At 61.9% G+C, this 11,580-nt stretch carries 9 protein-coding genes; 1 reads left to right on the forward strand and 8 read right to left on the reverse strand.

The window, feature by feature from the left end:
• The 7 genes from BSY16_RS29085 to BSY16_RS29115 form a co-directional block, all read right to left on the reverse strand.
• A complete protein-coding gene (locus BSY16_RS29085; protein ID WP_069063229.1) occupies positions 1 to 867 on the reverse strand; it encodes a LysR substrate-binding domain-containing protein in 867 nt (288 codons plus the stop codon).
• A gap of 99 nt (positions 868 to 966) precedes the next feature.
• Positions 967 to 2,982 carry a putative 2-aminoethylphosphonate ABC transporter permease subunit gene (locus BSY16_RS29090; protein ID WP_069063230.1) on the reverse strand — a complete coding sequence of 672 codons (2,016 nt, stop codon included), beginning with the start codon at positions 2,980 to 2,982 and terminating at the stop codon, positions 967 to 969.
• 2 nt (positions 2,983 to 2,984) lie between these two features.
• Positions 2,985 to 4,157, reverse strand: coding sequence for a putative 2-aminoethylphosphonate ABC transporter ATP-binding protein (locus tag BSY16_RS29095; protein WP_069063231.1), 1,173 nt, complete (start codon positions 4,155 to 4,157; stop codon positions 2,985 to 2,987).
• A gap of 81 nt (positions 4,158 to 4,238) precedes the next feature.
• Positions 4,239 to 5,261, reverse strand: coding sequence for a putative 2-aminoethylphosphonate ABC transporter substrate-binding protein (locus BSY16_RS29100; protein WP_069063232.1), 1,023 nt, complete (start codon positions 5,259 to 5,261; stop codon positions 4,239 to 4,241).
• Positions 5,262 to 5,555: 294 nt separating this feature from the next.
• Positions 5,556 to 7,010 carry a phosphonoacetaldehyde dehydrogenase gene (phnY, locus tag BSY16_RS29105; RefSeq protein ID WP_069063233.1) on the reverse strand — a complete coding sequence of 485 codons (1,455 nt, stop codon included), beginning with the start codon at positions 7,008 to 7,010 and terminating at the stop codon, positions 5,556 to 5,558.
• Between the two features lie 10 nt (positions 7,011 to 7,020).
• Positions 7,021 to 8,283 carry a phosphonoacetate hydrolase gene (gene phnA / locus BSY16_RS29110; RefSeq protein WP_069063778.1) on the reverse strand — a complete coding sequence of 421 codons (1,263 nt, stop codon included), beginning with the start codon at positions 8,281 to 8,283 and terminating at the stop codon, positions 7,021 to 7,023.
• Positions 8,284 to 8,301: 18 nt separating this feature from the next.
• Positions 8,302 to 9,504 (reverse strand): 2-aminoethylphosphonate--pyruvate transaminase, encoded by a 1,203-nt coding sequence (locus tag BSY16_RS29115; RefSeq protein WP_069063234.1) that lies wholly within the window; start codon positions 9,502 to 9,504, stop codon positions 8,302 to 8,304.
• Between the two features lie 463 nt (positions 9,505 to 9,967).
• Here BSY16_RS29115 and BSY16_RS29125 point away from each other — a divergent pair, with 463 nt between their 5' ends.
• The gene (locus tag BSY16_RS29125) at positions 9,968 to 10,849 is read left to right on the forward strand and encodes a LysR substrate-binding domain-containing protein (RefSeq protein WP_069063236.1); all 882 of its coding nucleotides are present in this window, start codon (positions 9,968 to 9,970) and stop codon (positions 10,847 to 10,849) included.
• Positions 10,850 to 10,877: 28 nt separating this feature from the next.
• On the opposite strand, the gene BSY16_RS29130 is transcribed toward BSY16_RS29125, so the two are convergent.
• On the reverse strand, positions 10,878 to 11,576 hold the full coding sequence (locus BSY16_RS29130; RefSeq protein WP_069063237.1) for a FadR/GntR family transcriptional regulator: 699 nt from the start codon (positions 11,574 to 11,576) through the stop codon (positions 10,878 to 10,880).
• Between the last annotated feature and the right edge of the window lie 4 nt (positions 11,577 to 11,580).

Consider the following 11,580-nt stretch of genomic DNA (forward strand, 5'->3'; position numbering starts at 1 on the left):
CTAGGCCGCCGTCATCTCGGACAGCCAGTCACGGAATGCCGCAACTTTCGGCAGGTTTTCCTTCGGCCCCGAGGTGAGGAACCAGTAGGAACCGGCAGCCGGAAGGCGGACGCCGAAAGGCTCCACGAGCAAGCCGCTGGAAAGCTCGCGCTCGATCAGGGCCGCCCTGCCCAACAACACGCCCTTGCCCTCCACTGCGGCCCGAATCGCCATGATCGACTGATCGAAGAACGACCCGGACGACGTATCGATGCCCTTGACGCCGGCATGGGTGAGCCATGTGTCCCAGTCTTCCGCATATCCGGGCACATGCAAAAGATCATGCCCCTTCAGATCCTGCGGGCAGGCGAGCGCCTCGGCATATTTCGGTCCACAGACCGGAAATGCCTCGTCACGAAGCAGGAGCATCGCCTGGTGTTTCGGCCAGTTGCCCAGCCCGAACGCGATCGTCGCATCAACCTTGTCCTCACCGTGGTCGAGCGCCGTCAGCCTGAGGTCGATCTCAGGCTGACGTGCACGAAACAGATCGAGCCGCGGTGCTATCCATTGACTGGCAAACGACGTGGGCACGTGCACGACCAGCATTTCGCGCGTGCCATGCCCGGCGAAACGGCGGCTGGCTTCGTCGATCGCGGCGAAGGCCAGGCCGAGCTCCTCGGCATAACGCCGACCCGGAACTGTCAGCCTGACGCCATTGGCATGCCGTGTGAACAGCTCCTTGCCGAGCCTGCCCTCAAGCGCGCGGATATGCTGCGAGACCGCGGATGGCGTGACGTTCAGTTCAACGCCGGCGCCGGCGAACGTGCCGAGCCGCCCGGCGGACTCGAAGGCCCGAAGCCAATTCAGCGGCAAATGTGCGGAGGCCATGACACCCTTAATTTTTCTAATCCTACCTCACGGTAGTCGCGTTTGCCTGGCCTGGCAAGAACGACTCCAGTGCGGTCCGATCAGGATCGTGGGCACCTCCTATCGCCACGCCTGGGTGCGGGCCAGTAGCCCTCGGGCGATCAGCGCGTGAATGAGCTTGGCGGCGACATTCGTGTAGAAGATCATCATGCCCATCGCCGCTGCCGGCGCGATATCGCCTGCATCATCCATGTTGAGCACGGCAACCGACGCAAGCTTGGTATCAGTGGAGTAGAGGAAGACCACCGCCGAGACCGTCGTCATCGCATTGACGAACAGATAGATCGCGATGTTGAGGATCGCCGGTAGGCAGACCGGCACCGTGACCCGGAAGAACAGCCTGTGGAACGGCTGCTTCAGCGACGAGGCGACGGATTCGAACTCCGGATCCATCTGCTTCAGGGCGGTGAGTGCCGTCAGATGCGCAACCGTGTAGAAATGCGTCACGGTACAGATCACGAGGATCGCCATCGTTCCGTAAATCGAGTTCAGCGGGTTAGCGGGATTGTTGAAGAAGAAGATGTAGGCAAGGCCGAGCACCATGCCCGGCACGGCCATGGGCATCATCGCCAGAAAGTGGAAGAGGCTGCGGCCGAAGCGGAAGCCATCCGTCTTCTCCACCATGTAGGCGCCGGCGAAGACGACGAGCGAGCCGAAGAATGCCGTCAGCAGAGCCAGCTTGATCGAGTTGCCATAGGCCGACCAGCCGCCGCCATCCATCAGGTCGAAGGCAAAATTCTTCGTCGTCAGCGTCAGGTCATAGGGCCAGAATTTTACAAGCGCCGCGATCTGGCACATGGCAATCATGCCGAGGATGAACAGGCTGACGAGGCACGCGAAGCCGAAGCAGATCCTGTCCATGCCGGCATTGGGTTTTGGCGCATAGGGCACAGCGCGGGCCGATAGCAGCGCCACCTGCCGCTTCTGCATGCGGCGGTCGACGGCGAAGGCGAGGATTGCCGGCACGAGCAGGATGACGGAAACCACCGCCCCCATTTCGAAATTCTGCTGGCCGATCACCTGCTTGTAGATATCGACGGCGAGCATGCTGTATTGCCCGCCGATCACCTTTGGCAGGCCGAAATCCGTGATGACCAGCGTGAAGACGACGAACGCTGCCGAGACAATGCCGTAACGCGCGCCTGGCACCGTGACGGTGGTGAAGGTCCGCCATTTGCTGGCCTTCAGCGACGCGGCGGCCTCGTAGTGCCGCGCATCGGCAATGGACAGCGCCGTCAGGATGATGAGGAAGGCATGCGGCAGCGTGAAGAAGACCGAGCCGATGACGATGCCGATCGGACCATAGATGGAGTAACCCATCAGCCAGTCCTTGAAGACGCCTTGATTACCGAAGAGATAGACGAGCGCGATGCCCGGCAGCAGTGACGGCACAAGGATCGGGATCGTCAGGATGCCGCGGAAAAGACCCTTTAGCGGCATACAGCTACGCGTCAGTCCATAGGCGAGCGCAAAGGCGATGGAGATCGTCACCACGGTGCTGATTGCCGCCATCAGCACCGAATTGTAGATGGAGCGGGCCAGTGCAGGCGTCGAGAAATAGGTCTTGAAGTTCTCGAGGCCAAGGCTGCTCGCCGGCCGCAACACGACACGCCGGAACGTGCCGGAATCGTATTCCCGCCAATCCGTCCCCTTCTCCAGCGTCGAGCCGGCAAGGAAGGCAGCGTCACCGGTCGTGCCGCGAATGCGGTAGTGAACGGAGCTGCGGAAGCTGAAGTCCGGGAAGAACTTGGTCGCGGCGAGGCGACCATCGGAACTGCTGGCAAGCTCGTCTTCCGCAACGACGCCGAGCTCTTGGTTGAGCGCGTCCGCGGTGACGATCGCCCCCCAGTTCGTGCGCGTTTCGTCGCTCACCTGGAACTCGAAGGCGGCGAGATCGAAGTGGTAGGTCGAGAGGGATTTCGACAGCATGATGAAGAGCGGCGCGCCCAGGGCAACGACCAGGTAAAGCCCGATGACGGCCATGAAGCCAAGCTTTATGCGGTCGTCACGGGAGGTTTCCTGCCGCAGTCGCTTGCCGACCAGCGGCAGGTATGGTGCTTCAAGGTCGATGTTCATCCTCACGCACTCCTCGGAAAGAGCAGCAGGCGATCGCGCGGGATTTCCACCTGGATGACGGCACCCGTCTCGATGCTGAGGCGCCGGACCGCATTGACGGAGAAGTCGGCGACAAGCGAGCGCTCCCCGAGCCGTGGCGCCGTCAACCGCGTGCGCCAGAACATGCCGAGAAACTCCATCTCCCGCACTTCGGCATCGATGAGGTTCTGCGGCGTCGCCGGCCGGTCAGCCGCGTTGACGGCATGCGCATCGGCGCCATGTGGGATGATATCGACCGGACGTACGACGGCTGTCGCGGTGTCGCCCGTCGCAAAACCCTCCGTCGGGCAGCAGAAGGCCGAATGACCGATCTCAACCTGGCCATCGGGCAGCACCTTGGCCGGAAACTGATTGGTCTCGCCGATGAAGTCCGCAACGAACAGCGTGCGGGGATGACGGTAGATGTCCGTCGGCGAGCCGACCTGTTCGATGACGCCGTGATTCATGACGACGATCCGGTCCGCCATGGCAAGCGCTTCTTCCTGGTCGTGCGTAACCATGATTGTCGTCACGCCAAGCTTGCGCTGCAGCGCCTTGATTTCGTGGCGCAGGTGCACACGCACCTTGGCATCAAGCGCCGACAGCGGTTCGTCGAGCAGGAGCAGGCCGGGCGAAATCGCGATCGCACGGGCAAGCGCGATGCGCTGCTGCTGACCGCCGGAAAGCTGGGCTGGATATTTCTTGCCCTGTGCTGAAAGACCGACCGTTGCCAGAAGCTCGGCGACGCGGGCGGCGATATCCGGTTTCGAGCGACCGGTATTTTCCAGACCAAAGGCAATGTTCTGCTCGATGGTGAGGTTCGGGAAGAGCGCATAGGACTGAAAGACGATGCCGTAATCGCGCCGGGATGCCGGCAGGGTCGAGATATTGCGATCACCTTGCAGGATGGTGCCCTGCGTCTGGAGATCGAGACCCGCAATCGCGCGCAGCAGGGTCGTCTTGCCACAGCCCGACGGGCCGAGGAAACAGATGAATTCGCCCTTTGCAATGGTAAGCGAGATGTCGCGCAGCGCGACGAAATCGCCATAGCTCTTCCAGAGATCGGTGATTTCCAGATAGGGCGACGGCTTATGTGCCTCTCCGGTGTCGCGGGCAATGCTTGTGGGTGTCGGTTCGATCGACATGGCATGTCTCATCTGCAAGCTCCGCTGGCTGTCAGGCAATGGTCGAGAATGCGAAGGGCGGAGCGCGAAAACGCCCCGCCCGGTCGATCAGGATCAGCTCTTGGGTTCCGACTTCGCGTCGTAACGCTTCTGCCATTCCTTGAGGATGGCGCCGCGGTTGTTTGCGGCCCACTCGAAGTCGTTGTCGATCATCTTGGAGGCGATGTCGGACGGCAGATGCTCGACCTGCTTGGCGACGCCGGGATAGGCGACGACGGCATAGCCGACATTGTACATCTCGTTGGCTTCCTTGGTCACCGACCAGTCGACCAGGGTCTTGGCAGCATCGAGATTCGCCGTGCCGGCGATGATGGCCGTCGCCTCGGCTTCCCAACCCGAACCTTCGGACGGGAAGATGATGTCGATCGGCGCGCCGGCGCTCTTGGCCTTGGCGCCCGGGAATTCGAACGACACGCCGATGACAGCCTCACCCGCGCCGGCCATCTTGCAGGGTTTCGAGCCGGAATGCGTATAGGCCGAGATGTTCTCATGCAGTTTGTCCATGAAGGACCAGGCCTTCTCGTCGCCCCACATCTGCATCCAGCCCGAGACATCGAGGAAACCGGTGCCCGAGGAGGCCGGGTTCGGCATCACGATGTGGCCCTTGTATTCCGGCTTGGTCAGGTCATCCCAGCTCGTAGGCGCCTTGAGGCCGAGCTTTTCACCCTCCACGGTGTTGTAGCAGAGGGCCGCGACATAGGCGTCCATGCCGACCCAGCTCGGCGGTGTGTCCTTGTCGACGAATTTCTTGTCCAGCGCCGCGACATCCTTTGGCTCATAGGCCTCCAGCATGCCTTCGGTCTTGAGGAGAAGCAGCGACGTCGCCGCAAGGCCCCATACGACGTCGGCCTGCGGGTTGTCCTTTTCGGCAAGCAGCTTGGCGGTCATGATGCCGGTGGAATCGCGCACCCAGTTGATCTTGATGTCGGGATGGGCCTTCTCGAAGGTCGCCTTGTAGCGGTCAAGGTCGACGGCTTCGACAGCGGTATAAACGGTGAGCTGGGTTTCAGCGAAAGCGATGGTGGGAAGCGCGGCTGTGACAGTGCCGGCAAGCAAAAAAAGCATGCGTTTGTTCATGATTGAAAATCTCCTCTGAAGGCCTGGAAAAACCGGGGAAGCACGGCGGGCGATCTAGGCGTCGCCCTTGTAGGATCGGCTTCAGGAGGCATTCTGCGCATTGGTTTTCAGTAAGTAAAATTTATTATTCTTATCAATCGGAAGATAAAACCTATAGATCGTTTGCCGCTAAAACAGGCAGCCGCGTCACGTTTGCCGCCGCAATTGCCATAACCCGCCCAACCGCAGGCAACAAAAAAGGAGCCGCACGAAGCGGCTCCCGGAAAGGGTGATCCTGTAGGGGATTGCTTCAGATCACCAAGGCAAAGAGAAGGTTTTCACATTGGTAAAACTCTTCATGGCTTCGATCACGCCCTCCTTGTAACCGTTGCCCGAATCCTTGATGCCGCCGAAGGGGCTCATCTCGATGCGGTAGCCCGGCACCTCCCAGATGTTCACCGTGCCGACCTTCAGCCCTGCAATGTATTTCTGCATGCGGCGGAAGTCGTTGGTGCACACCCCGGAGGACAGGCCGAAGGCCGTCGAGTTGGAAAGCGCAATCAGCGCGTCGTCGTCATCCGGTGCACGGACGATCGGGATGATCGGCGCGAAGGTCTCCTCCATCACCAGTTCGCTCGCGTGGGAAACGTGGTCGACGACGATCGGCGGCAGCAGCGCACCGCGCCGACCCGGATCATAGAGGATCTGCGCGCCCTCCTCGGCCGCCTTGTGCACGCGGCGCTCGAAGACTTCCGCAGCCTTGGCATGCACGACCGTGCCCAGATCCATCGTCCGGTCCATGGGATCGCCGAACCTGAGCTTCTTCGCCCGCTCCAGCACCAGCGGCACGAAGCGGTCAGCCACACGCTCCTGGCAGAGGATGCGCTTGACTGCCGTGCAGCGCTGGCCGGAATTCTTCGTGGCCCCCGCGACCGCAAGGTCTGCCGCTCGCGCGAGGTCGTCATCCGACAGGTCGTTGAGGATGATCAGCGGGTCGTTGCCGCCCAGTTCAAGGATCTGGCGCTTGTAATGCGCATGCGTCGCGATCAGCTTGCCGACCGGCACGCTGCCAGTGAAGGTGATGAGATCGAAATTCGGATTGGTGATCATCTCCATGCCGATATCGCCCGGCCAGCCGGTGACGACGGAGAGCATTTCCGGCGGCAGGCCAGCCTCGTAGAGGATGTCGGCGAGGACCAAAGCCGTCATCGGCGTCAGTTCGGTCGGCTTCAGCACCACACAATTGTTGGTGGCGATCGCCGGCGCCACCTTGTGCGCCACCATGTTGAGTGGGTGGTTGAACGGGGTGATCGCCGAGATGGCGGTCAGCGGCTCGCGGGTGGTGAAGATCTTGCGCTGCTTGCCGTGGGGCGTGAGGTCGCAGGAGAAGATTTCACCATCGTCGTGAATGCACATCTGCCCGGAGAGCGTGAAGACATCGAACGCGCGGCCGACCTCATAGAGGGAATCCTGCTTGGAAATGCCGAGTTCCAGCGTGATGAGGTCGGAAATCTCCTCCTTGCGGGCGACCAGCAGTTCGGCAGCCTTCAGGAGAATGCGCTGGCGCTCGTAGCGCGTCAGCTTCGGCTGGTAGGCGGCGGCGATCTCGAAAGCCTTGCGAGCGTGCTCCGCATTGCCGGCCGGGACGGTGCCGATGACGGCATCGTTCCAGGGGTAGTGCACCTCGACCACCCCTTCGGTATCGACCATCTTGCCGGCAATTCGCATCGGCTCGTGACGGATCGCGAATGTCGTTTCCACCTTGGTCATCGTTCGCTCCTTATTTTGCCGGCTGCGCGGCTGCGACGAGCGCGTAGTAGAAGGCATCGAAGTTGCGCAATGTGCCGGCGGAGAGAAGCTCGGGCAGTGTGCGGTTGGCGATGAAGGGCACTTCCTGCTCCGTCAGGCCGCCATGCGAACGCAGTGGCTCGTTCAACGCGGCAAGGTCGTGCCGATGCTCGCTGGTGCCGAGTGTCTTATTCTCCGACGAGACGAGCACGATGTCGCCGATGCGGTCATCGGGAAGCTCGAAACGTATGCAGGCTTCCGGGCGGGACAGGACGACATCGATACCCTCGATCGCCTTCAGCCGCTCGATGATCTCCTCCTTGTCGGCGCCTTCCGGCAGGTACGCCGTGGCAAACGAACCGAGTGCGCCGTGATGCACGACATAGGGGTCGGTGATCGGCAGGATGACGCGCGCGGCGTCCTTGCCGAGCCATTGGTCGAGCAGATCCTGCACGTAGATCACGTCCGGCGAGCCGTCCGCCTTGTGCTTCGGCTTCATGCCGTGGTCGGCGGTGACGACGATGGCTGCACCAAGCGCATCGAGTTCGGTCAGGTACTTGTCGAACATCTCGTAGAAGTCGTTCGCCTGCTTCACGCCCGGGGCATATTTGTGCTGCACATAGTCGGTGGTCGTCAGATACATGACGTCCGGGCGGAACTCCTTGAGGAGCTTGACACCTGCGGCAAAGACGAACTCCGAGAGCTCCGCGGAATAGACTTCGGGCACGGGGCGGCCGAGCCAGGCCGACGCATTGTCGATACCGTGTTCCGCCTTGGTCGAGGTGTCGGATTTTTCGGAGGAGAAGCAGACCGCACGGCCTTCATCGAATTTCAGGCCATGACCGAGCAGCGCCCGCAGCTTGTCCTTGGCGGTCACCACCGCGACGCGGGCGCCGGCATCATAAAAGGCCTTGAAGACGGTTGGCGCGCGGAGGAATCGCGGGTCATTCATCATCACTTCCTTGCCGGTCGCCGGCTCGTAGAGATAATTGCCGCAGATGCCGTGGATTGCAGGCGGGCGGCCGGTGGCGATGGAAAGGTTGTTGGGATTGGTGAAGCTCGGGATCACGCTGAGCGCGGTCCTTTCCGTGCCCGTCTTGCGGATGCGCGCAAGCGTCGGCATCAGGCCGGCCTTGATGGCCTCGTCGAGATAGGCCGGCTCGCAGCCGTCCAGGCAGATGGCAATCGCCGGGACGTTCGGCCAGGGATAGGTGCGCCGGTTGGCGGTGACGGTGATCGTGGACATCTGGTTCATCGGGAGTTCCATTCTTCGTTAAGCGGCGAGACGGCTGCGTTCTTCAAGGGCGATGGCTGGCGGAGCGGCGCTATCGACGCCCATTTCGGCCAGCGACGAGCGGGCAGCCTCAACCACGCGGCGCATGACATGCTCGTCCATGCGGCCGATGCAGCCGACGCGGAAACTGTCAACGACCGTCAGCTTGCCTGGGTAGATGATGAAACCCTTGTCCTTCATCAGGCTGTAGAAACGATCGAAGGCGAAGGCCGGGTGGGCTGGGCTGAAGAAGGTGACGATGATCGGCGATAGCCACTGGTCGGCAAGCAGCGTCTCGAAGCCTGCCTCGCGCATGCCGGCCACCATGACATCGCGGTTGCGGGCGTAGCGCGCGCCGCGGGCTGCGACGCCGCCCTCCTCGCGATGCAGGCGCAGGGCCTCCAGGAAGGCGGCAACGACATGGGTCGGCGGCGTGAAGCGCCACTGGCCCGTCTTGTTCATGTAGTCCCACTGGGCATGCACATCGAGGCTCAGCGAATGGCTGCGGCCCTTGGCGGCTTCCAGCTCGCTCTTGCGGGCGATGACGAAGCCGAAGCCCGGCACACCCTCGATGCACTTGTTGGCGGAGGAAACGATGGCTTCGTAGCGGAAATCGGCAAGGCCGGCCGGCACGGCACCGAAGGCACTCATCGAATCGACGAGCAATTTACGGCCGTGAGCATAGACGGTGTCGGATATTTCCTTCAGCGGGTTGAGGATGCCAGAGCTGGTTTCGCAATGGATGACCACGACATGGGTGATTGCCGGATCGGCATCGAGTGCCGCGGCGACTTCAGGGCCGCGTGGCGGCATGTAGTCGCCCTTGTCGATCGTGATATGGTCGCGCCCGAGATAGGAGAGCGTCTGCGCGATGCGCTTGCCATAGGCGCCGTTGCTCAGCACCAGCACCTTGCCGTCACGCGGAACGAAGCTGCCGAGCATTGCCTCGACCGAGAAGGAACCGCTGCCCTGCATCGGGACACAACCGAACTCGCCCTTGGTGTCACCGGCAATATCGAGGAGCTGGCGGCGTAGATCGCTGGTCATGGCACGGAAGTCGCCATCCCAGGAACCCCAGTCCCGCAGCATGGCTTCCTTGACTGAATAGGCGGTCGTCAGCGGGCCGGGGGTCAGCAGATAGGGTTCACCGAGCTTCGGTGATTCCAGCGGCGCGATCGTTCTGTCAGAAGCGGTGTTCGGCATGGTCCGTCCTCACGTTTTGCTTATCCGGGGATGACAATGCGGCTGAAAAATATATCTGTAAAATCGTTCTTTTGTATCGATACATAGATTTTTCTTATGATCCTTAACTGTGGGCACCCGACTGCTTTCAAAAAGATCCCAGTCCGGCGCAGGCGCGGATAGGCCATAGCCGTGACCAACGAATTGGCCTCCGTTCGCGTCTGCACAATCTCCAGATGGCTCTTGCAGCTGTTATCGAAGAGGTTGCGCACATGCTCCTTCTGGCGAGCCATCTCGCGCGCGCGATGAAGGGGTCTGGCGAGCGCCCGACAGCGACAAACTCAAGGCGATTGTCGCAAGGTCATGGAGGCGCTCCACCGCGGGGATGGAAATGCAAAAACTATCACGCGCCGCTTTACATAAATCAAATCGTTGGTTTTAATATATTCATAAACTCAGCCTATATTCAGGGAGAGCATGCCACATGCGCTATGTTCAGCTTCGCGCCTTCCACAACGTGGCCATCCATGGCGGGTTTTCGCGCGCGGCGGAGGCGCTGTTCCTCACCCAGCCCGCGGTTTCCGACCAGGTGCGCAAGCTCGAGGAGGAGTATGACGTCCTCCTCTTCAACCGGAACAAGAAGCAGGTGACGCTGACCCAGGCCGGCCAGCAGCTTCTGGAAATCACCCGGCGCATGTTCGACGTCGAGCAGCAGGCGCTGGACCTGCTCTCGGAATCCCGGGCCCTGCGTGCTGGAAAGCTGCGGATCGTCGCCGACGCCGCCCACCACCTGCTCCACATCCTCGCCGCCTTCCGCCGCGCCTACCCGTCCGTGCAGGTCTCGATCAATGCCGGCAACACGGAGACGGTCATCACCAGCCTGCATGCCTACGAGGCGGACATCGGCGTTCTCGGCGAAATCCCGCAATCCAGCGATTTCGAGATCCTGAAGCTCAACTCCACGCCGATTATCGCCTTCGCGAGCCGCGGCTATCCACTGGGCGATCAGAAGGAAGTCTCGTTCGCCGAACTTGCCAAACACCCCCTTGTCCTGCGTGAGCGCGGTTCGAAGACCCGTCAGAAGCTGGAGGCCATGGCCGAACAATGCGGCGTCACCCTGACACCGCTCATCGAGGCGGAGGGACGCGAGGCGGTTCGCGAGATCGTCGCGGCCGGTGGCGGCGTGGGCTTCGTCTCCTCCGCCGAATTCGGCCAGGACAACCGCCTTGTTCCGATTCACATCAAGGCCCCGGAAATGCTGATGGACGAGGCGATGATCTGCCTGCGCGAGCGCAGCAACGGCAAACTCGTCAGCGCATTTTTCGACGTCGCACGACGGCTTTCGCGGGCGGAAGGCGGCCCGTGACGTCTCCCGTCAGGGGACCGGTCCGCCTTTAACCGAAGTTCCGCTTGTAGGTTGATGCGATGAGCGTTGTGGCGGCGGCGAAGGCGGCCTCCTCGTCGCGCTGCTCGATCGCTTCAAGGATCGCCCCGTGCTGGGCCAGCGACTGGCCGAAGCCGCCAGAGGCGGCCATGGTTTTCGGAATGCTGATCGACAAAGCAGCCCGGATGACCGAGGAGACCGGCAGCAGGAAACGGTTGCCGGCAGCCTGGAAGATCTGGAGGTGGAAATCGATATCGGCCTCGATCGCCGCGTCGATGCCGGCCTGCTCCTCCGCCATGCGCAGGAAGGCCGCGCGGATCGCCGCGTGGTGCGCGTCCGAACCACGACGGGCAGCAAGGCGTGCTGCAAGCGGCTCGATGGAAAGACGGATTTCGAAAAGCTCTTCGGCGAGCGCGTCCTGGTCCTCGGCATCACCCTGCCAGGACAGCACGACCGGATCGAGCGTGTTCCAGTGTTCTGCCGCCCGCACACGCGTGCCGAGCCGCGGCTTTGCCTCGATGAAGCCCTTCGTCGACAGGATTTTCAACGCCTCGCGCAGCGTCGTGCGGCTGACGCCGAGTGCTGCCAGCATGTCTGCCTCGCGCGGCAGGGTCTCGCCGACCTTCAGGTCGCCCAGCGTAATGCGCCGGCCGATATCGCCTGCGATACGGGCCGGCAGGCCGCGATCTTCCCGAGCGATTGGCTTCATGCAC

The organism is Sinorhizobium sp. RAC02 (assembly GCF_001713395.1).
Lineage (GTDB): Bacteria > Pseudomonadota > Alphaproteobacteria > Rhizobiales > Rhizobiaceae > Shinella.

Excerpts from the sequence above, each read along its gene's own strand:
- BSY16_RS29085 (WP_069063229.1), bottom strand. The coding sequence starts at position 867 with ATGGCCTCCGCACATTTGCCGCTGAATTGGCTTCGGGCCTTCGAGTCC.
- BSY16_RS29090 (WP_069063230.1), bottom strand. The coding sequence starts at position 2,982 with ATGAACATCGACCTTGAAGCACCATACCTGCCGCTGGTCGGCAAGCGA.
- BSY16_RS29095 (WP_069063231.1), bottom strand. The coding sequence starts at position 4,157 with ATGAGACATGCCATGTCGATCGAACCGACACCCACAAGCATTGCCCGC.
- BSY16_RS29100 (WP_069063232.1), bottom strand. The coding sequence starts at position 5,261 with ATGAACAAACGCATGCTTTTTTTGCTTGCCGGCACTGTCACAGCCGCG.
- phnY (WP_069063233.1), bottom strand. The coding sequence starts at position 7,010 with ATGACCAAGGTGGAAACGACATTCGCGATCCGTCACGAGCCGATGCGA.
- phnA (WP_069063778.1), bottom strand. The coding sequence starts at position 8,283 with ATGAACCAGATGTCCACGATCACCGTCACCGCCAACCGGCGCACCTAT.
- BSY16_RS29115 (WP_069063234.1), bottom strand. The coding sequence starts at position 9,504 with ATGCCGAACACCGCTTCTGACAGAACGATCGCGCCGCTGGAATCACCG.
- BSY16_RS29125 (WP_069063236.1), top strand. The coding sequence starts at position 9,968 with ATGCGCTATGTTCAGCTTCGCGCCTTCCACAACGTGGCCATCCATGGC.
- BSY16_RS29130 (WP_069063237.1), bottom strand. The coding sequence starts at position 11,576 with ATGAAGCCAATCGCTCGGGAAGATCGCGGCCTGCCGGCCCGTATCGCA.